Below are 21,819 nucleotides of genomic sequence, written 5' to 3'. Positions count from 1 at the left end.
GAAGAAAACCTCCCATTAAAATGCCTGGCCAATGCTAAAGTAAAACCTGCCCGGCGACTCATTTTCCTTACGGTTTAGTTTGTACCCATAGTCCAGTCTGAGCGGCCCCACAGGGGTATTATATCTCAAACCGCCTCCAGCTGTATAATTTATGTCGTCCAAACTATACTGATTCAACTGCGGCCAAACATTACCAGTGTCACTAAATAACACCAGTCCAAGCGAGTCTGTAATGCGTATTCTGAATTCAAGGTTACTCATTAAAAAGGCATTTCCTCCGGTTGGATCCCCGTTTGCTCCCTTTGGCCCCATATTATCCTGCCCGAAGCCGCGAACTGTAGTGCCGCCTCCCAGAAAATACCTCTCTATTATGGGTAAATTCACTGTGTCGCTCCAGCCCTGCCCAATGCCGCTCCTTAAAGATGTGGCAAGTACCAGCCCCTTTGTAAGCCCTAAGTAGTAATTAACATAACCGGAAAGCTTTATAAAGTCTGTTTCTGATAAAAGCACTTTGCTTGCCAATTTCAGATTAATCCCCCCTGTAAAACCTGCTGTCGGTTCAAGCGGATTGTCCCTGTTGTCAAACACCACTGATGGCACTATACTGCTTATAGCCAGTGTTCCGCTATCCTCATGAGACAATATCACATCAGGCTGCACATCCCACGTTTTTACCCAGTTAAACTCGTAGAACAGCTTACCCTTCAGCGACTCAGAAAGCTCTTTTTCCACGCCGATGGCTGCCGTGTATTTTTGCACCCGGTAGTTGATCTCCATAGTGTCAAAGTTTTTTTCGTTTCGTCCCTCATATGATATTGTCGCAGAAAAGGGCAAAACAGCTTTCATAAACCATGGTTCATAATAGTTTAATGAGACTTTACGTTCAATCATACTTACCTTTGTGTTTAACGATAACTGTCTGTTCATCCCATCAAGATTGATATATTTTACATTTACAAACCCCCTCAGTCCGTCATATTCCCCATAGCCAAGCCCATACTCTACCACTCCAGCTTTGCCCTCCACAACATGAAACACTACATCCCTTAGTCCATCCTCATGGTCAGCATACTCAACGTCCACACTTGTGAACAATCCGGTTCTGTAGAGGTCTGACATCTCTCTGTTGACCTTACTAACATCAAACGGCTCACCGCTAACGTGCTTTATTATCCTTTGAAACAGCTCCCACTTTACTTTTACATTGCCCCTGACAAGAGTGTTTCCAAAGTAGTATTTATTTCCCTCGGTTATATGGAAAATCAGAGTTGTCTGGGCAGATGAGTCTGTTTCGTAGCTGACCTTTACGTCTCCGTTTGCATAGCCGTGTTGTTTTAAGTACGAAAGCAGTGCCTGCCTTGCATCAAAGACATCTTGTTCGGAATAGGGAGTTTTTTCGGGTATTTTTATAAGCGCCAAAAGATCGGCTTCTTTGAGAGACTCTTCACCTGTGACTTTAATCTGGCCAATAATAAGCCTCTGTCCCTCCTCAATGTGAATCTGTAGTGTCACCGCTCCCTTGTCTGTATCTGTAATTGGGAATATCTCTGTCACCTTTACAGAAAAAAAGCCAATGCCCCTGTAGTAATCTAAAAGAGCCGTCTTATCATCCTCTGTAACATCGGGATTAAAAGCCTCTCCCTCCTTTGTGTATAGCACAGATTTTAACTTTTTAACGTCCTGAGTTATGCCGGTAAATATAATATTGTCAACTTTATGCTTTTTACCCTCTGAAATGGTGTATGCAATTTCCACCTCTTCGCTTTTTTGCAGTAACTCATAGGAAACGCTGACGTCTATATAACCTTTTTGGTGGTATAACGTGACAATGGATTGTTTAGCCTCCTCGGCTATGTCGGGACCAACCCCTCCATATTCAAGAAACGGCATCTCCTTGTTTAATTTCTTTGTTGAAAAAAACTCATTACCCTTAAACGTAACAAGGAGCTTCTTGCCGGTTTTTATCTCTATTACAAGCGTGCCATCGGCAGGGTTAAAAGAAAAAAGCTTCACATCAGGGTTGTAATACCCCTGTTTTGCCAGTTTCTTTTTAAGCTCATTGAGTTTGCTCTCAACAGCTTGTTTGTCATAGATGTCACCCTCATTAATGTTCAAAAGATCGGTAAACTGTGATTGCCCATCATTTATAATAATTTTTTTTATCTTTAACGGCTCTCCTGTTTTTACGTTAAGGAGGATTTTAACTTTGCCATGTGTTTTATCATAAGCAGGAGGAATAGCTTCTACGAAAGCCCCGGGAAATCCCTTTTCAATTATGTTATCGGTAAGCTTTTTGACAGCCGCTCTCAGAGTGTCCTCATTGTACTGCATACCCTCTTTAAGAATAAAAGCCTCTTTGATTACTTTCTTACTCAGATTGCCGCTGACTGCTATCTCCACATCGTTTATTATAGGCCTTTCCTCAACTGCCACAGTCAGAACACCTGTGCTTGGGTTGCCATAGATTTTCAGATCATCAAAGAGCCCTTTTTTAAAAAGAGCTTTTATACCCTCTCTGATTTTATTTTCATCTGCGGTGTCTCCCTCGTGTATGTTAAGTATGTGGAGAAATTCAGTTTCATCAAGGCTGTTTAGGCCGGATAGGACTACTTTGGTTACAGTAAAGGGTTTATTTACCAGAGAGAGCGCACTGTGTGGATTTATCAGCATAAGAGTTATAATAAAAATCATGGTGATAGCTATTATTTTAGATGTCAGTTTTTTCATTTAAACTCAAACCTGAATTTAACGTCCCCGCCTACATTTCCGTGTTCGTTTCTTTCTCCGACCAGGGAGACGCCTTTTTTAAGTTTGTATTCTACCTTAATTATTTCACCTTTTGTAACTCCGGATGTCAGGGTTACATTTAAGTTATCGTCTAATAGTTTCTTTGATACGGTAATCTGCGGGGTTAACGAGATTTTCTCATCGTAAGGGACAACGTCAACGCGGTTTAAACCGGTGATGTTTTTTATTCTTTCCTCAATAAGCCCCTGATATTTAGCAGCCAGAATGGATGTTGCTCCTTTTGAGCCGCCAGAACCGGTAAAAAGAGCTAAAATTGCCGCCTCTTTCAGAGGCGGGGTAGAGGACAGGGAAAGATCGAAACGCTTAAGCTGACCGCTCATCATGAGTTTTACGTTATAGTTTTTAACTGTGCTCTCAGACACTATGTTTATGTATGGATTTATATCAGGCGTGCCCGCAAAATCAATGTTTGCCGTCTGCAGTCTGAATTCATTGTCTTTGAAAAACAGTTTTCCGCCTGTTGCTGACATCCTGCCGTAAATAACTGGTTTTGTTACGTCTCCTTTTAATTGAAGGTCTAATTTGACATTAGATTCGGCAACATTATTGTCAATCACGATGTTTTTGTCACCCGTTACGTTTACATTAAATTCGAGATTTTTCAGAAATGGATTAACCTGAGAAGCGGATGAGGTTTTTTCAAAGATAAGGTCCTGCCAGTAGAGACTCTTAGTGTATCTGGCGGCGGAGACATTAAGATCGCCTGAGAGAGTTTGTTTTTTCAGGTTGCCGCTATAGAGAAACAGCCCGCCGAATTTCATGGTAAAACCCTCTCCCATATTTGCCGGAACGTTTTCTGCAACTCCGTCAATATAGAATTTTTTCATGTTAAAACCGTCCATGTAACCTACACCGCTTGCAGTTATTGCTCCGCCACCTATTTTTGTGGAGAGTTTCTTTACAACAACCCTGTTGCTTTCAAAATATATATCACTTTCTATATTACTTAAAAAGTACCGGAACCCCTTAATTCCAAGTGAGCCGTTTGATATGTTAAACCCTCCGGATATCTGTGGTTTTGCCCACTCACCGGTTACAGCGAGGGCAATATCAGCTTTGCCGTTTAGCCAGCTTATTTTTTCAGATTCACTCTTTAGCAGATTAAGTTCCGGTTGGCCGGTTATTGCAAGATTGTAGCGTTTCCCTGCTTCGATGTCACCGGTTATCTTAAATCCGCTTCCGCCTGCATTTAATCTGCAGGAGTTGATGGTAAATTTATTATCATTTAAGGAAAAATCAATGTTGCCGTTGTTTGATACGTTGTAGCGGTATCCGGATAGGTTAAGCTCAGAAAGTACGACGCGTCCCGATACGGTTTTATTGTTGCCGCTTAATGAGGTCTCACCGGTAAGGACAAGTTTTAAATCATGAGGCATAGTGGCCTTAGCAAGTTTTGAGACAATCCACTCGTAGTTACCATGCTTAAACTGACTGTGCAAAGACCACGCGTTATTGCCGGTCATGTTTACATGCCCGGTAAGCCCAAGTTTATTGTCAAAAAGATTTCCGGTTAAAAACGCCTCATGTTTTTTAGCCAAAACTGATATTTTGCCTTTTAATGCCGGATACTCTGTGCTTTTTACAGTGCCCTCAAATGTCAGATCAGGGTTGAGCACTGTGCCTGTCATTTTAATGGAACACTCAGAGTAGGTATCTCCAAGTTTTTCGGAAAACGGAATATCTTTTGCGTTTAGGCGGCATTTTGACGAGGCAATGTCGTAGCTGAAGTTTCTTTTATCCATCCAGTTTTGTCCTCTTTTAGCAATTGAGCCGTCTAATGAAAGTTCGGAGCTGCCCTTTTTTACAGAGAACCCTCTGAGAGTTATTCTGCCTTTATTGTATGCAAATTTTGTTTGTGCCGCTCCTGCCGATATGCCTTTATAGGACAGACTTGAAACACTTGCAGCTCCTGTGTATTTTAGATTATCCGCCTTACCTTTTACATCAAATTCACCTTTGAGGTTTCCACCTAAGTTATCAATTTCAAGGTATTTTTTAGTTAAATTGTCAAGGTCGATGTTATTAAACGCAAATGCCATGTTAAGCGTTGGTTTACTTAGATCAAACAGGTAGGCAGGGTCTTTAAACTCAGTTATGCCGCCAAACTGGCACTTGCCTCCATAGGTTGTGGATGCGCCTTCAGACAGAACCAGTTTCTTCATATTATAATCGGCTTTAGTGTTCATGTAGTTGAAGGCATATCCAAAAATTGAACCGGAGGACAAAGCTATTGTGCCTGAAACATTAGGGTCACTGCCAATGCCTGTGACCACTCCGGTAAATGTCCCCATCCCCCGTAAGTCTTCACTGAAGGGTCTGGTAAAATCAGCTGCATCTTTTGTTGATGTCGCAAGTGCTAAGTTTATCGTTTTGTCTTTCATGTTGTACGTGCCGTTTATTGTACCGGTACTGAGTTTTGTTTTTACTTTTACATTGGTAATTGTCACGTTTTCATCTGCTACTTTAACATCTCCTGTAACCTCATCAACCCGTTTTATTACGTCTTTATTGTCAGGCTCCCCATTAGCCGGAGCTTGCCGCACATATCTGAAGGTGGCATCGGGGCTAAAGTACCTGCCTGCGTGGTGAACTTTCCCGGTTGTCTTACCGGGTGAAAGGCCAGGGTCCCAGTGAATCAGTTTAAATATCGGGCTGCTGTCAACGTCTTTAGCCTCGACATCCAGTGTAAAGTAATTAACTACAGGCATGTTGAGCACCACCTCGGCATGTGTGGCAGTGCCATTGTAGAGATTTCCGGAGGCGTCATAGAATTTAAGTTTGTAGTCTTTGTAAACAATGCTTGAGGTTAAATTATCAACATCTATGCCGTAAAACTGTCCGCCATGTTGCATAGAAGCAGTTCCGTGAGCGGTCAGTGTCTTTAACGGTCCCTGAATATTGCCCTTAAAAACGGTTTCACCCATAATCGGCTCCCGTTGCCGGATTAACTCTAAAAACGTTTCAATCCACAAATGCCCGTCAACATCCAAATTAAGCGACACTGCCTTATCAACGTAATCCATGCTGCCGGTTAGTTTAAGATGTCCTTTGCCGGGATTTTTTAGGCCAAAAAGGGTTTTTATATAGTTCAACTTTAAAGAAGAGTCAGTTCTCAGGTGTACATTTTTTTTGCTGTCAATGACTCCGGTAAGTTTCACATCCACCCCTTGATTCTCTAACCGAAACTCACTGAGTTCAAAGCCGCTGTCAAGAGGTTTGCCGCTAATAGTAATACTATTGATAAAAGGAACAGCAGCTAAAACACCTTTAAAACCGCTGTAGTTTAGATTAATGTCTTTTAGGCTAAGCTCGGTGCGCCTCGTATCAAGATGGCCTTTGATTTCTTTTAGGGATAAACTGGCATTGCGATCCTTATCTGAAACGTTTACTCTGACATCTTTCAAAAGAAATGATATTATTTCAGGAGTATTACCACCGCTGCCCTTCTTTAGGCGTTTTGCTATGGTTTTGATGTACTCAGAGTCTAAATCCACAGAGGGGTTATCTATAAATGCCCGCTGTATGACTATTTTTTTGCTAAGGAGAGGAATTAAACGGATGTGGAAAACGGCATCTGAAATGTGTAGTACAGTTTTGCCAAATTCATCCTTTACGGTTAACTCATTTATGCCGATATGGGGTGGAAACACTTTAATGTACATGTCTTTAACCTCCACATCAGGCCCCAGGGTTTTTTTAATCTCCAGTATTAATTTGTCTTTCAGGTATGCGCTGCCTATTATGTGGGTGACTAAAAGCAAAGTGAAAAAAGCAAGTAAACATATAACAAGCCGCTTGTACGATTTTATTTTTATATCAATATTTTCGTCCATTCGTTAAGAAGAAAGTGTATCCCAGAGTTCTGCTGTCAGAGTCAGGATTTGCTCTGATGTAAGGCTCTGCCCGCCCTCTGACACATAAAAAGTGTCGTGGGCTATCTCCCACTCAGTGTTTACCAGCGCTGATATTATATTCATACCACGGTTGGAAAACAACCGGGTTACATCATAAAGAAGCCCTATTCTGTCAGAGGACATTATCTCAAAAACAGTAACCCCTGCCGATGTTTCATTGTCAACATCCACAAAGGGTGAAAACCTGCTGGTTTTATGTGGGTAGTGCTTAAGCTCAGGGAGTTTCTTTCCTGTTATGTACTGTGTCAACTCATCCGTAAGAACCTCATCCATTCCCTCCCACCAAAGTGATGTGTAATTTGAAAGTTGAAACTTGTCTATAACAAGATCACCCTCTGTAAGCGGTTTAAACTGCATGGTAAAAGTTCTTAACGAAAGGATGTTAAGTCTCCGGCTGGAAAGTGCCCCTACTATTGAGGCAAGAAGTCCGGCTCTGTCAAAAGCCACAATAGTCAGTCCAGTGGTTGTATCAGCCATTTGTTCAAATCTGATAACTGGATGGCCTTTTAGAGACGTGGCTGAAAACTCCTTAACCCACAAAAAATCTTTGAGAATTTTTTCCCCGGTACTTAAAAACAGGTACCTTTCCGGTGCTGACTTTATAAACTCCTCAATTTCCTCTTTTAATATACCGTGGTACATGGGTTGTTCTAACAGTTTGGCCAGAGCCTGAAGTAGTTCGGTGTTTTCCCACTTTCCGTCTCTCAGGCGGCATTCGGTATCCTTATAAAGTTTAACGAGAAGATCCAGCCTCCAGTTAGTCATAAACTCGGTGTTTACAGCAGATATGTCGGCGTAAGTCACAAGAAAAATAGCGGTAAGGAGATATTGATTTTTAACGGTATCTGCAAAAACCGCAAGAGTTTCAGGGTCTTCAATGTCTTTGGTGAATGCAGTTTTTGACATCAGGATGTGACAGCGAACTAAAAATTCCACATTCTCTCTGTCTTGTTTTTTAAGGCCAAGGCGTTCGAGTATCGGTTTGATTTTTTTGTAACCCTCGGCAGAGTGGGCATATCCTTTGGATTTTCCAATATCGTGTAGCAGAAGGGTCAGGTATAGGAGGTGTTTGTCAGGAAAAGTCTTAAAAACTTCTCCGATTTTACGCTGACGGGAGTTTTTAGGATTAAGCAGCTCCTCAAGGTTTTTTATTGCATAGAGTGAGTGCTCATCCACGGTATAGATATGGTAGGGCTCGTGCACGACAAGGTAGTTAAGAGCGCCAAACTCCGGTATGAAGCGGCCTAACACACCGTCAGCGTGCATAAGTTTCAGAGTATCATACACTCTTTGCCCTTTAAGAACATCGAGAAAATAACCTGTGGAAATTTTATCGGTTCTTAATTTACTGTTTACGCAGATGAGGTGTTTTTTTATCAGTTCGTTAAGAAAACCAGTAAATTCTTTTCCTATACGGCTGTATAGTGCATAACTTTCCAGTATTAACTGAGGTTCTTGTTTTAAGGAAACCTGGCGGTTTAGCATCATTTTATTTCCAACGGTTGAAAAAGTGCCGTTTATTTTTGACTTAAAGAATCGCCACGGCAATTTAAGAAATACAGAGCCTGCAATGTTGCGGACTTTGGCCGTGGCAGTGCGCAAGGTTGCCGCCCTTAGGTAGTAAAGCCTCATAAGTCTTTCAGGGGCGCTAAAGTACCGTGACTGCCTGATGCCTAAGAGAGCCGCCACAGCGCTTTGGAGGTGGAAAGACAGCACATCGTTTTCCCTGCCGCTAACCAGATGAAGGGCAATCCTGACTCTTAAAATGAAATCGTAAGCAGCCGTTAGGATTTTAAAATCATAGTCATCCATGATCTTTTTTAAATCCTCGAGGCAGTGTAAATCAAGAATAGTCTTAGCTATCCACAGGGCGTCGTGAACGTCTCTGAGGCCGCCCTGAGACTCTTTGACGTTAGGCTCTAACATAAACGGAGATGTGCCGTATTTCTCAAGGCGTCTGCGCATTTCGTTGACTCTGTCGGTAAAGTAAGCGCGTTTTCCTCTGCTTAGAGCCTCAACGTGTATTTTTTCAAAAAACAACTTTGAAAACGATTCGTTTCCAGTTAAAAACCTGCCGTCAAGCAGCGATGTGCGGGTTCTGAGATCAAGTCTTGATTCCTGAATACATTCGCTGACGGTTCTGACCGAGTGGCTGATATTTATATGGTTATCAAGGAGTTTATAGTAAAACTCCTCAACGAGAGCTATCTGAGCTCTGTCTGCTCTGTCTTTAATGAGAAACATTAAATCCACATCGGAATACGGGGCAAGCTCAGACCTGCCGTAGCCGCCAATTGCAAAAACCGCCACAGGCTGCTCAGAGATACCGGCAGGTGCCGATTCTTTGACAAATATATCCATAAGTTCGCTGTGGCGCTTAACTATTTCAATCCCACCGCAACCTTTGGATAATAGCTCTCTGAGTTCGTTTAAAAAGTCCATATATCAGGTTAACGTGTATTTTACCACATCAAGACTAAATGTTGGGGTTGAGTAGTCCTAAAATCTGATTTGTTCGGTATAATAAATCTGTGAGATTTATACAATGTGGTAAAAAGACCCTGTTAATGGTTACGATACTATGTTTTATAGATAATCAACACCATTACGATGAAGCGGTGCAATAGAGCGTCTCTATGTCTTTAAGTTATTTTAGTTCAAGTTGTTTTTTTATCAATACATATAAGCTGTCTTTAATTTCCGTATGTCTGGGTACAGGCGCTTTTTTACCATTAAAATCCACATCGGAAAAAGGTGCAAGCTCCGATCTGCCGTAGCCCCCGATAGTAAAAACCGCCGCGGGTGCAGAGTGATACCAGCGGGTGTTTTTAAAAAATTTACATTGGTTGGTCGGAACTTATGGCCAATGTTTATCATCAACGTAAATTTTTTTAAGTGCCGCATTGCCATTATCATCAATGGCAACCATTGCGACAGCCTTTTTATTCCAAAAACTAAAAATTTGACCCTTGCCTTCAGGAATAAAATATTGCTCAATCCCATATACAATATGAAGACGAGAGCCACCAAAACGCTGATATGAAAATTGGTCGGTTTGACTTTCCGTGCCGCCACTGTCAACTTTCCCTTTGATAAATAATTTGTTTCTTATCGGTTTATTTTTTTGAACATTTTGTGCTATCCAACATTTTCCAGATTGTCGCAATACAACATACACAGTATCACCATTTCTGATTTGTTCGCCACGAGAATAATAGGATTCAAGATTAGAAATATCATATTGAAAAGTGGCATAGTCGCCGCGCAACAAATCCCGCGGATCAACAGGGGCAATCCGAAGCATAACTTCAGTACCACTAGTGAGAACGGATAATTTGAAAATAATAATAGCGAAAATTATTACCACCTGCAATGCTATCGCCAATATAAATTTTGTTTGTTTTGTCATAATAATTATTGCTGGATTTGTTGCGCTTGAGCTTTGATATTTGAAATCATATATCTCCTGCCTTTTTCCATGAACCAACCGACAACGAAAAGAAGAATGCCCGCACCAATAAAAAAAATGCTTTTATCCAGGAAAGTAAAAAACCAATCAAAGTATTTAACGATAACAAGTAGAAATAGAAATAACGCGCTAAGATTGATAAGCCAAGTTTCGCGGCGCAAATAACCAGAAAAAATCAATCCGAGTAATTCAAAAAATATTGCGAAATTATAGATAAGTGCCCATAAAACACCTGTGCTTGAAAGTTCATTGCCGCCATAATACGAATAATAATATTGCCCTGTTTGGACAAACATTGTCTGTGCAGGAAGCAAGGCGGTAGTTCCAAACAGACAGGTTAAAGCAAAAACTGCAAGTAATTCAAAAGATGATAAAAGTTTTTGCGCCGCGGCATAAAGCGTTGCTCCAACTAACGAAATAAGAAAAACGAACAAAGATAACGTTAGTTGCCACGAGCCAAAGAATGAGGAACCTTTTGCCATTTTCCCAATCACACCTATGCCGGGCTTTGTTGAGAAAAAGAATAAAGCCCCGGTAACAGCAATGATTCCAAGAACTAAATATACAAGAGCGAAGCGCTTGAACTTCATTTGTTTTTCATGCAGATGTCCAAGAGAATAGAAAATAAGAGCAATCAAAGATAAACCAGCAAAAAGTGCGGATGTCTTAATATTTTTTCCGTCTATCCACTGCGCGGCTTGTGCTCCCCACCAACCTGTCAATCCTACGAGACTAAATACCAAAGTATAAATCGTTTTTAAATAGTATGCGCTGATAAGCCCAGCGGACGATGTAATAAAAACAATAGCACGCCATGATACTGGCTCGCCAAAGTCACGATTGAAAGCAAGTAAAGTAACACCGAGAAAGAAAAAAGAAAGCAAAAGAAATAATTGACTTACAGCGTCCTCTTTTGATAGCGCAAATTGTAAATACCATTCTTTATTTTGAGAAGGATGTAGTTTTTTATGCCTTCTCCTGATGAAAAAAACAATCAAACCAATAATCAGAATTGGCCAAAGCAGGAAAGAAAAAATTCTATAAAAAATATACATAGTTTAATAAAATTCTTTAAGCTCCGGTGGCATTTTTTTTCTAATAATCCATCCGGTAATAAAAGTTACTATGGTTACAATCAAAAGTAAAAATGAAGAAGTTAATAAGAAAGCTTGGTAGCCGAAAATTCCTGTAAAAATTTCTATGGGGTGTCCAATCATTGCTACGAATCCCAAAAGAATAGCAAGATAGAAATGTGAGAAGGATTCTAACGCGAAAGCGACAGCAATAACACCAAACATCCACAAAATAAAACCGTCTGGCCAATTTGCTCGCGTATGGAACATTTGAGCCACTAAAAATATTCCCGCACCGTAAATAATAGAGCCGAGCAAAAACAAAGCCGAGCCGGTTTTTTCCATATTAAGTTTTTCTTTGAGATACCAACCGATTCCGTAAGATACCAACATTGAAACAAGAATAACCCCAATTTTTAATGGTTTTGACATCTCTTGCCAATTTGCGGCGATAAATGAAAAAATTCCGGCTCCAACAAAAATGGCGCCAATCGTTACAATTATGCGGATTGTTCTTTTTGATGTATCTTCTTTTTCTTGCTCGGCGTTTATTGCGTTGAAATTTTCCTGAATAATTTCAATAGTACAACCTTGTCCAAGGAGCTCCTTGTAAAGCTCCTCCTTTGTCTTACCCTGCGCCAAGGAAGTTTTTATGTAATCTACAACTTTTTGGTCAACCATATATTTTGGAATTTATCCACACTTTTATTATCCTATAATTTAGTATAGCACAAAAAATCACGCCAGTTTTGATTACGCATCAGATACTTCATAACCAAATTCCACCCCTAAAAAAACGTAATTAAACACCTACGGCTGGATTATAAAAGATAAAAAAGGAAATGTCAAATAAGTTATTTTAGTTCAAGTTTTTTTTAAATCAATACATATAAGCTGTCTTTAATTTCGTATGTCTGGGTACAGGCGCTTTTTTACCATTTCGTGGATTAATATAAATATCGTGATTTTTCACATAGCGTTTTAAATAGCAGCCACAACTTACCATCTCTCGTATAAGTTCATATCTTTTCACAACTTCAACTACGATGAAAATCTGCCGGTAAAGAGACCTGTAAATTTCATTAAAAGTGTGGTTGATTAACCATATAGCTATGAAGTTTAGCCACACTACTATGTACAAATTGCCACACTTGTAGGTATAATAAACCATAATATGCAGGCATGCGAAATGTATTATCTATAAAAAACAGGTATTTATAAATATGAAACTGTTTGGCATTAAACTTGCAATATTATTTGTGAGGAGCCGTATAATACTTTTATAAAGGGGTAGCTTATGAGGTTAAGATTTATTTTTAGTCATCCTGCCGGAGTCATGTCTATAGACTATAACCATAAGATGAGATCGTGGTTTAGTGATTTTATGATGAATTTCTATGGAAAAAACTATGACGGCACGGTAGTTAATAATGTGGATAAGTGCCAGGGTTTTAAACTATTCACATTTTCAAAACTAATCTTTGACTCTTACAAGGTAAGAGAGCACAGAATTAGCTTTTCTGAAGGAACAGCGCAGTGGTTTGTATCGTCACCAGTTGAGGAATTTCTTGATGATTTTGCCGGGTATTTGAAAACCATACAGAGAATAAGCCTTGATGGTATATGCTTTGAGCTTCTGGATATATCTGAGATGAAGATGCCGGCTTTTGACATGCAGATGAAGTTTACATCCCTGTCGCCTATTACAGTTACTACAGAGGGCTTAAATAAACAAATCATTGATAATTATTTTCTGAGTTTTGGTGATTCAGCTTTTATCAACAAAATAAAAATCAACCTGATAAAAAAATATAAAGAATTTTCCGGTAAAAAAATCATTGACGATATTAATTTCAGCTTTGAATTTGACTCAGATTATATGGCAAGAAAGAGAGGAAAAATTCATAAAAAAATAAGATATGAAAGACGGGAAATTCTTGGTTATGTTGCGCCGTTTAAAGTCAGCGGGGAACCTGAACTGTTGAAGTTTGGTTATGATACCGGCTTTGGCGATTACTGCCACCTCGGTTTTGGCATGGCTAAGGAGGTTTAATCGTAAATTAATAAATGAATACCAAAGCCTCTTATCTCTTAGTTAACAAAAGATGCTGATTGCCACAATGGTTCAAGCAGACGGGGTTATCATTGTGAGTGCCAATAAGAGGGAAATCTAAGAGGGTGGTTTTGTGGATGTGAGATTTTTTAGAGAAAATGAAGTGTTTGGATTATAAAAAATTGTAGTCCTTCTGTAACCTGAAATTTTTTCTCAAAAAATCCTTTTATCTGGGAACTCCATTCGCTATAATAGAGTTTATGGAAAGATATTTCAATGGAAAGTAATTCGCTTGACATTAGATGAAATATATGTTTATGCTATGTAGCTTTGAATTTATAGATCAAAATTGAGGGTAAGAATGGAAATCGAAGACGAAACAAATAATGACGTTACCGATGAAGACGATAACGATTTAAAAGAAGCTGTCGAGAAATCATCTAAGGAAAACCGCAATTTTCTTTTTGCTGCATTAATCCTTTTTACTTACGTTTTTATAACCGTTAACGGAACAGATGACTTAAATCTTCTCATGCTAAACAGCAAGGTCAAACTACCTACGATAAGTGCCGAGGTTCCACTTTTAATGTTTTACTGGATTATTTCTTTTGCCGTGTTAATTTTTCATGCAAATATACTCGTAAACCTCTATTTCCATTCGAGAAAATTGAATGAATGGATAAATCATGCTAAAAAACAAGACATACTTACAAATTCTGCAAAAAAGGAAAAGGAGCTCTCCATGTTTCCTTTTATCTTCAACTACCGGTCGTCGGTTGTTGATAGAGATGTGGTAAGGTGGACTCTAAGGTTTATAACATGGGTGATATACTACTTTTACCCTTTATTTATATTATTCTGGATTGGTAAAACTTTTCTTCCTTATCATGATAAAATTATCACAGGGATACATAATATAATTTTCGCAGTCGATTTTTTAATTCTGGCGTATTTCTGGCCTAATATAGTAAAACCAACCGAAAGTAAGCCTATTAAGTTTTTTTTATCGACTGGTCTTACCGGGCTTATACGGAATACAGGGAAATATTATGGCAAACACATACTATTTGCCGTGCTGTTAAGCATATTCGTTTTTAATATTGTATCGGTACCGGTTACAAATGATGAAAGATTATTGTTACCCTTTATAAAAGAAGTATGGATTCCATTTAAAAGCAAAGAAAAAAGTAATTGGGATTCTCCGAAAAAAGTAAACTATGAAGAGGAAATAAAAGGTGAGACTTTTTTTAAACCGATATTTAAAATTAAACTTAGTAACATAGTCAATAGAAACCTATATTTGCCGGAAATAAAGCCTGTTGTGAAAAATAAAGAAAACGCCCAAAATGATAATATAAGCGTATATTTAAGAAAGCTAAATAATGATTACGTAGGGGTATATTTAAGAGGGCGGAATCTTGACTTTGGCAATTTTAACAAAGCAGATCTTTCTTATTCAGATTTAAGGGAAGCCTCTTTGAGAGGCGCTGATTTGAATTCTGCGAATCTACAGGGAGCTAATTTAAACGAATCGCACCTGCAGGGCGCTAATATACGTTATGCGCACCTGCAAGGAGCGGATTTAACTACAACGGAAATGCAAGGCGCTGCTTTATCGGATACTGAACTACAAGGCGCCGATTTACGTTCTGCGAATCTTCAAGGTGCTAATTTAATTAATGCAGTATTACAAGGCGCTTATTTATTTGAAGCGCACCTGCAAGGGGCTGATTTAAGTTCTGCAAAACTTCAAGGCGCTTTTTTAGATTCTGCTGAGCTGCAAGGCTCTGATTTATATAAAGCAGAACTGCAAGGTACTTATTTACCTGATGCTAAAGTAAAATGTATATATGACAACGAAACGCAAATTAAAGATGTCTATTATGAGTCTAAGGTGGATGTGGACACAGATGACAATTGGACTGTATTAATAAATAAATTCAGTAAGTTAAAAATCGCTAATAATACTGATAATATAAAAGATGCACAAAAAAGGCTGGAGAAAGGAAAAAATAAATGTATTGATTTTGATAAAGATGTTGCAAAATCTATAATTGAAATGTTTAAACGTGGAAAAAATTATGAGTCATTTATCCAATTTAATGTAGATCAAGCTTGTAATGGACAAAATCCCTGGAAAGAAAATGGAGTGGTGATCTTTAAGAATGAAATTATGATTGCAATCCGCGATAAAATGAAGATTATCTGTCTCGATGAATACAATAAAATACCAAAAATACCTTACAATGCGGAGTAAAAAGAGAGAGATAAATGAGACATAATGTCGCTTAAATTATTTCGTGAAAGGGCTTTCCCCTGTCTTATGTAACCGGTAGTGTAATCTCGTAAGCAAGGATGTAGCATTTCTGCTTGAGGATAGTGTCTAAGTGAGTAATCTATCGATTGTGTTTTTTAGTTGTGCTTTTTTTGTTAATATAACATTATGAGGGCATTTGTTACAGGCGCTACAGGCTTTGTAGGTAGAGAACTTTGTAGAAAGCTGCTGGATGAGGGAATTGAGGTTACTGCGCTAATAAGAAGAAGTGAACTCCGTGCTCCGCTTCCCAGTGGTGTTACACTTATCAAAGGGAATCCCATGGAGGAGGGTAGTTGGTACGACGCAGTTTCCGATTGTGATATTGCGATAAACCTTGCAGGCTACCCAATATTTACAAGGTGGAATGAGCAGTCCAAAAAACTAATAAGAGAAAGCAGAGTGTTTACTACCCGCTCCTTAACCAATGCACTTATCAGGCACAGAGAAGGTAAAAAGACGGTTTTAATAAGCACCTCAGCTACCGGTTATTACGGCGACACGGGTCAGGATTTAGTTTACGAAAACACTCCGGCGGGTAGAGGTTTTTTAGCAAAGACGGCACAGGAGTGGGAGTCCTCAGCAATGAAAGCCAAAAGTTCCGGTATCAGAGTCGTTATAACACGATTTGGTGTTGTTTTAGGTAAAGGCGGAGGTGCGTTGAAGGCAATGTTGCCTGCCTTTAAATTAAATCTTGGCAGTCCGTTAGGAAACGCTAAGCAGTGGTTTCCGTGGATACATATAAAAGACCTCCTTGAAATATTTCTTTTTGCCATCAGAAACGATAAAATTGAAGGCCCGATAAATTGTACTTCACCGGGAACTGTCAACAATGGTGATTTTTCACGTGCTCTGGCATCAGCCCTTGGCAAGTTTTATTTCCTGCCTTCAGTGCCGGAGTTTGTTCTGAAGCTTGCATTGGGAGAGGTCAGCACTGTGGTGTTACAAGGTCAGCGGGCCATTGCACAAAAGCTTCTTTCAAATGGTTTCAGTTTTAAATACAGTGGTATAGATAGCGCATTAAAAGATATTTTTAGCCTCTAATAATCACCGATAAATGTTTTTCTTATGATGCTTTTTTGGTATAATTTAGATATGTTTTGGCAAGATTTTAAGGTAAACGGTTTTTATGCCGATAAAGTAATAACTATGTAAAAACTTTTAACGGAGTTAATTAATGAAAGAAATATTGATAATACTAAGCACCTTTGATTTAAACCATCCGGTTACGAGAAAAACCATTGAATATATAAAAAAGACCGATCTTTCCAGGGCGGAACTTTTTATAGCCGACAGCGGCTATGATAATGAAGAGCCGTTCTCAAGGCGTATTAAGGCCTACATGGCTTATGCCGATGGAAGGCCTGTTGTAATTCTTAAAAACGGGGTTTTGGTTAAAGATTACTCATGGCTTGATAAACTCACCAACACTCAGGAGTTATCCGGCGCATCTTTAGTGGGATGTGTAAATTTGAATGAAAAAACACAGAAGAGAATCTATGGTTACAATCTTACCGATAAGGCTGCACATGTTGCAATGGAGGATGGCAAGCCTGCGTTACCATTTATGTACGTGCCGGGTGTGTCGCCGGGCCTTATCTTTATAATGCACCCTGATAAGATTGAAATTGATGAAAACTTTGAAGGTAATCTATACGTGACGGATATGTGTGTCAACACATGGTCAGAGGGAAAGAAGGTTGCAGCCTCCATGACACTGGAGATAACTGGAGATGGTTTGTTAACAGGGGATGAGGCAGGTGAAAAGGACTTTGAGCATTTTAGAAGCAAATGGTGTTACTTCATTAAAGCACAGTTGTTTTTAAATGAGGATATAAAAATCTTAAAGATGTCTTAGAACCAATTGGGAATGAAAATATGAAAAAAACCTATGAAATAAGGATAGCTTTGGCGCTGCCCCTAAGTAGTGAGCCCAAAGCAGAGGATATTATTAAAATATATGACCTCTATGCCGCAATGTCACATTTTTTTAGCTATGAGTGCCGGTGTTTTTGGTATTACGACAGTGACCCTCTCAGGTGCCGGCAGGAGGTTATGAAAGCGGCGCTGATTGAGGATTTCAATTACTGGGTGGATTATTTATTTTGGGTGCCTGACCTGAAATCAATTAGCATTCCTCTAATGTGGGAAATGATTAAGCGTTGTGAGGATGACTGTGCAAAAGGACTGTATTTACTTTCTAAAGACAAAGGACAGTTGTCAATTTTATCTGTGTGTATGGAACTTATCGTACGATATCATTGTAGGTATGGCCTGAATGATTGGTTTAGAAGTGAAAACGGCAATGATGGCAACAACAAAAATCCTGATACCGCTTTTTTGGAAAATCTGACAGCTATTGGCGACCCGATACTGCAACATGAGAAAAAAACCATGGTAAACGTACACGTACCGGAATTAAGAATGCCGGCTGTCATCAGCTCCCTCCCTGAATTTAACCCCAGAGCTCATCCCTTGTACAAGCGGCACAATATGACCACTTTTATTTTAAGCATCCTTGAGCTGGCTACGGCATCAAAAAATAAAAAAAATATAGCTCTCTACGGTGCCGGAACAATATCAAATGCACTTGCCCCACTGCTTGGTGAAAGTGTTAAGCTTGTAGTTGACGCAAATAAGGAGCTCTGTGGAAAACCTTTTCATAACCATACCATACGTTACACGGAGTGTTTGAAAGATTCAATAAATGAATATGATACTATTGTAATAACTCCGATAGGCCGTGAAATTGAGGTCAGAAAATACCTTAAAGAGATGCTTAGTGTCCATTATGATACAATAACGGTTATCGGTTTCGATGGTCTGGTAACGCATAATTCTAATGTAAAATCAAATGATTCAACGTTAATATCTAAAGATGTCCATTATGAAACAGGAGATCTTCAGATAAAGCCCTCTGATAAATTAACGACGACAACCGACCGGAAACTTACCAAACGGGCAGTGCTCTACGTGGGTTACCTTTGTAATATTAAGTGTATATTTTGCTACTACGCCCACACCCCAGCTAAGAACTGGCACACACTTGAGGAATGTAAAGAGGATGCCTACTTATACCGTAATGAGTACAAAAACGATTGTGTTGACATCACAGGGGGTGAGCCAACGATTTATCCCCATATCATTGAGTTAGTTAAGTATTGTAATGAGATAGGCCTTAAACCCACGCTTATAAGTAATATGAGAGCTTTAGCAAATGTTGAGACTTTGCTCAAATTAAAAGAAGCCGGAGTTTATGATTTTCTCTGTTCGGTACATGCTATAGGGCAGACTTACGACTTTCTTACAAAATCAAAAGACGGCTGGAAACATGTGGTTTCGGCAGTAGAAAATTTCCAGAAGCACGTTATTAAGTGGCGGGTCAATTGCACAATGACTGCCGTTAATAAGACACAGTTAACAGATATTGCCAGATTTAGTTATCAGCACGGAGCGCGCGCTATTAATTTCATAAGCTATAATCCATTTGAGGGCTGGACTCTTAAAATGGACATAGATTTTCAGGCGCACCACAGTGATATAAGCCCGTACTTACGTGAGGCGTTAGACTACTGCGATCATGTGGGGCTTGAGGCTAATGTCAGGTATTTCCCGTTTTGCATGATGAAAGGTCACGAAAATAAATGCTACAATTACTCACAACTTAGCTACGACCCACACGAATGGGATTTCTGCAGCTGGTTTTCTGAAAAAACCAGAAACCCCTCTCCAAAGACTCCTCGTGTCATAAGAAACCTTGTTGATACAGAGGAGGAGATGCACCTCTTAGAGGCGCATAAGTTTAAAAACACTGCTTTTGAGCAAGGTGATAAGTGCCGTTTCTGCGCCCTTGGGTTTATATGTGACGGCTTTGCCAGTCAGTACGCCGGTCGTTTTGGTACCGATGAGATGACTCCTTATGAAGGGGATTTTGTTAAAGACCCGATACTGTTTATCAGAACACAGAAAAAAATCGTAGATGAATAATTTTAATAATATAAGTATAATATTATGAAAACAATGAAAGATACAATTGTTGTAATGTGTGCTCCAACGGTAAACCGCATGATTTCCATGCGTGCTATAGGTTCCGTTAAAGAGACCAACTTAGAAAGAGCGGAGTTTATAGTTCTGGACAATAACTACGACAGGAGCTTTCATCACCCCACGGTTATGAACAGGATGTTAAAGTATGGGGCAGAAACCGGAAAAACCGTCATATTCCTTGACGATGACATCGAGGTCTATGACTACAACTGGATAGAGCGCCTTCATGAGGTGTCAGAGACGATGGGAGCCGACATTGTAAGCTCAGTGCATGTTTATGAAAATGGAGCGTTCAATCATGAAGGGATTTTTGTGTGTAAACAGACCGGTACGTGGATGTACAATGATCTTGTGATGGAACCTAAGTATGTGATAAATGGCGCAGCTTATGTGCCAGGACTTTGCAGTGCAGTAATGTTTGTAAAAAACCCTGCTAAGTATTACTTTGATGTTAATTATATAAAGTACCATCATGACATTGATATTTGTATTCAGGCGTGGCAGCAAGGCTCAAGAGTTGCGTGTGACCGTGAGATGAAAATTATTCACAACCTTAAGTACTATGAGCTTAAAAACCCAACTTTCTGGGATACGTTTCATGAGGATTCAGGTTATTTTTCTACTAAATGGGCTTCTTATATCCCTACACTATTAGAAATCCCGGAACTTGTAAGATTTAAGGAGTTTTCAGAAACCATTACATGGCGACACATGACTTACGAACATTATCTTATACGAGCCGAAAGGCTGAAAACTGTTGATAAGGAACTCTCTGTCAGTTTGTTTACAAAAGTAGCGACTGAGAGCATAAATGAAAAGTACAAGTCAGACAGTTATTTTCACTTGTATCAGCTTGAGGGAAAACTATCTCATCTTGAAAACTGTCTTAAGTATAACCCTTGTCATCAAAAGGCAAAAGCTCTCTTAAAAGACAGATTGGGAAATGAGAGCGAAAAACTGTCAAAATATAATTGTAATATGTATGTGGATTGCAGAAAATGCTATATTCTGACGTGAGCTTATGAAAAAAGATACGCTTATAGTGATGTGTACCCCTAACTACAACCGGCTGATAACCCGGCGGGCTGTGAGGTCTGTTAAGGCTACGGATTTAACCCGTGCGGAGTTTATCCTTCTGGACAATAACTTTGACGGCAGCTTTAATCATCCAACCGTAATGAATCGTATTCTTAGGTATGCTGCCGACCGCAGTATGAACGTGGTCTTTCTTGATGATGACGTGGAAATATACGAAAGCGGATGGTTAGAGAGGGTGTATGAGGTATCGGATGCTCTTGGAGCTGACATTGTGGGTTGCCGCCATGTGTTTGAAAGTGGTGAGCCTAACCACGACGGGATATGGATTGACAGCGACGGGCTTTCGTGGCTCTTTACCGATCAGATGCTCGACCCCGATGAGATTAAAAGCAGCGCTGCCTATATGCCCACACTCTGCAGTGCCCTGTTGTTTGTGAGAGATTGTAAGAGTTTTTATTTTGACGACAAATATAACAAATACCAGCATGATCTGGATATCTGTATGCAGGCATGGCAGATGGGTAAGAAGGTTGCAAGTGTGCTTGATCTGGAGATAATCCACAACTATCAATATTACCGCAAGAAAAACCCGTCTTACATGAGCGTCTTTATTAAAGATTCAGCATATTTTGCACATAAATGGGCTGATTACATCCCTACACTTTTGGAAATTGAGGAGCTTAAGCAATTTAAAACCATACGCAACAAAAGAGGCTGGACCGACTACTATAACGGCGTGACGAGAATCAAAAGTATCAGCGAGGAAAGGGCCATAGAGATGTTTGAGCTGGTAACGGCGGAGTGTTTTAATAAGAAACTGGTCTCAGGCGCTCACTTTCACCTTTATACGCTGAAAAAAGAAAGAAAACACCTTGTGGAATGTTTAAAGTTAAACCCCTGTCACCGCGCTGCCAAACAGTATCTAACGGAGATTGACGGCAAAGAACCCAAATGGGCCGGAAACTGTACACATGGAATAAACTGTAAGTACTGCCACTTTATCGGCGGCTCTGTTTATTAACTTAATTCAGTTCTCTTATTCTACGCTTAGATGGATGTTATTAATTTAAGGTGCCGTTTGGCACAGTAACGTATTTTCCTTA

Annotated in this window: 13 protein-coding genes; 7 read left to right on the top strand and 6 right to left on the bottom strand. The window is 39.6% G+C overall.

Annotated features, from left to right (window positions below):
• Positions 1-15: 15 nt before the first annotated feature.
• The 6 genes from bamA to HQK88_02505 all read right to left on the bottom strand — a co-directional run bounded on the left by bamA (position 16) and on the right by HQK88_02505 (position 11,945).
• The gene (gene bamA / locus HQK88_02530; GenBank protein MBF0615676.1) at positions 16-2,727 is read right to left on the bottom strand and encodes an outer membrane protein assembly factor BamA; all 2,712 of its coding nucleotides are present in this window, start codon (positions 2,725-2,727) and stop codon (positions 16-18) included.
• Positions 2,724-6,641 carry a translocation/assembly module TamB domain-containing protein gene (locus tag HQK88_02525; protein MBF0615675.1) on the bottom strand — a complete coding sequence of 1,306 codons (3,918 nt, stop codon included), beginning with the start codon at positions 6,639-6,641 and terminating at the stop codon, positions 2,724-2,726. Before HQK88_02525 ends, bamA begins: the two co-directional genes overlap by 4 nt.
• Positions 6,642-6,644: 3 nt before the next feature.
• On the bottom strand, positions 6,645-9,164 hold the full coding sequence (glnD, locus tag HQK88_02520; GenBank protein ID MBF0615674.1) for a [protein-PII] uridylyltransferase: 2,520 nt from the start codon (positions 9,162-9,164) through the stop codon (positions 6,645-6,647).
• A 415-nt stretch (positions 9,165-9,579) separates the two neighbouring features.
• The gene (locus HQK88_02515) at positions 9,580-10,131 is read right to left on the bottom strand and encodes a GDYXXLXY domain-containing protein (protein MBF0615673.1); all 552 of its coding nucleotides are present in this window, start codon (positions 10,129-10,131) and stop codon (positions 9,580-9,582) included.
• 5 nt (positions 10,132-10,136) lie between these two features.
• The gene (locus HQK88_02510) at positions 10,137-11,246 is read right to left on the bottom strand and encodes a hypothetical protein (protein MBF0615672.1); all 1,110 of its coding nucleotides are present in this window, start codon (positions 11,244-11,246) and stop codon (positions 10,137-10,139) included.
• A 3-nt stretch (positions 11,247-11,249) separates the two neighbouring features.
• Positions 11,250-11,945, bottom strand: a complete 696-nt coding sequence (locus tag HQK88_02505) for a DUF2157 domain-containing protein (protein MBF0615671.1) — start codon at positions 11,943-11,945, stop codon at positions 11,250-11,252.
• Positions 11,946-12,561: 616 nt separating this feature from the next.
• On the opposite strand from HQK88_02505, the gene cas6 reads away from it, so the two are divergent.
• The 7 genes from cas6 to HQK88_02470 all read left to right on the top strand — a co-directional run bounded on the left by cas6 (position 12,562) and on the right by HQK88_02470 (position 21,737).
• Entirely contained in the window at positions 12,562-13,317 is a 756-nt protein-coding gene (cas6, locus tag HQK88_02500) for a CRISPR-associated endoribonuclease Cas6 (GenBank protein MBF0615670.1), read from the top strand.
• Between the two features lie 361 nt (positions 13,318-13,678).
• Positions 13,679-15,574, top strand: a complete 1,896-nt coding sequence (locus HQK88_02495) for a pentapeptide repeat-containing protein (GenBank protein MBF0615669.1) — start codon at positions 13,679-13,681, stop codon at positions 15,572-15,574.
• Positions 15,575-15,760: 186 nt separating this feature from the next.
• Positions 15,761-16,675 carry a TIGR01777 family protein gene (locus HQK88_02490; GenBank protein ID MBF0615668.1) on the top strand — a complete coding sequence of 305 codons (915 nt, stop codon included), beginning with the start codon at positions 15,761-15,763 and terminating at the stop codon, positions 16,673-16,675.
• A gap of 133 nt (positions 16,676-16,808) precedes the next feature.
• Positions 16,809-17,489, top strand: a complete 681-nt coding sequence (locus tag HQK88_02485) for a hypothetical protein (GenBank protein MBF0615667.1) — start codon at positions 16,809-16,811, stop codon at positions 17,487-17,489.
• Between the two features lie 20 nt (positions 17,490-17,509).
• A complete protein-coding gene (locus HQK88_02480; protein MBF0615666.1) occupies positions 17,510-19,618 on the top strand; it encodes a radical SAM protein in 2,109 nt (702 codons plus the stop codon).
• 24 nt (positions 19,619-19,642) lie between these two features.
• On the top strand, positions 19,643-20,695 hold the full coding sequence (locus tag HQK88_02475; GenBank protein ID MBF0615665.1) for a hypothetical protein: 1,053 nt from the start codon (positions 19,643-19,645) through the stop codon (positions 20,693-20,695).
• Between the two features lie 4 nt (positions 20,696-20,699).
• On the top strand, positions 20,700-21,737 hold the full coding sequence (locus HQK88_02470; protein MBF0615664.1) for a hypothetical protein: 1,038 nt from the start codon (positions 20,700-20,702) through the stop codon (positions 21,735-21,737).
• Positions 21,738-21,819 lie beyond the last annotated feature (82 nt).

The organism is Nitrospirota bacterium (genome assembly GCA_015233895.1).
Lineage (GTDB): Bacteria > Nitrospirota > Thermodesulfovibrionia > Thermodesulfovibrionales > Magnetobacteriaceae > Magnetomonas.
The sequence above is the reverse complement of the archived record's forward strand: the minus strand, read 5'-3'. Positions and strand labels throughout refer to the sequence as shown.

Coding starts and splice junctions, on each gene's coding strand:
- glnD (MBF0615674.1), bottom strand. CDS start 9,164: ATGGACTTTTTAAACGAACTCAGAGAGCTATTATCCAAAGGTTGCGGT.
- HQK88_02510 (MBF0615672.1), bottom strand. CDS start 11,246: ATGTATATTTTTTATAGAATTTTTTCTTTCCTGCTTTGGCCAATTCTG.
- HQK88_02495 (MBF0615669.1), top strand. CDS start 13,679: ATGGAAATCGAAGACGAAACAAATAATGACGTTACCGATGAAGACGAT.
- HQK88_02505 (MBF0615671.1), bottom strand. CDS start 11,945: ATGGTTGACCAAAAAGTTGTAGATTACATAAAAACTTCCTTGGCGCAG.
- HQK88_02490 (MBF0615668.1), top strand. CDS start 15,761: ATGAGGGCATTTGTTACAGGCGCTACAGGCTTTGTAGGTAGAGAACTT.
- HQK88_02525 (MBF0615675.1), bottom strand. CDS start 6,641: ATGGACGAAAATATTGATATAAAAATAAAATCGTACAAGCGGCTTGTT.
- HQK88_02485 (MBF0615667.1), top strand. CDS start 16,809: ATGAAAGAAATATTGATAATACTAAGCACCTTTGATTTAAACCATCCG.
- HQK88_02470 (MBF0615664.1), top strand. CDS start 20,700: ATGAAAAAAGATACGCTTATAGTGATGTGTACCCCTAACTACAACCGG.
- bamA (MBF0615676.1), bottom strand. CDS start 2,727: ATGAAAAAACTGACATCTAAAATAATAGCTATCACCATGATTTTTATT.
- HQK88_02515 (MBF0615673.1), bottom strand. CDS start 10,131: ATGACAAAACAAACAAAATTTATATTGGCGATAGCATTGCAGGTGGTA.
- cas6 (MBF0615670.1), top strand. CDS start 12,562: ATGAGGTTAAGATTTATTTTTAGTCATCCTGCCGGAGTCATGTCTATA.
- HQK88_02480 (MBF0615666.1), top strand. CDS start 17,510: ATGAAAAAAACCTATGAAATAAGGATAGCTTTGGCGCTGCCCCTAAGT.
- HQK88_02475 (MBF0615665.1), top strand. CDS start 19,643: ATGAAAACAATGAAAGATACAATTGTTGTAATGTGTGCTCCAACGGTA.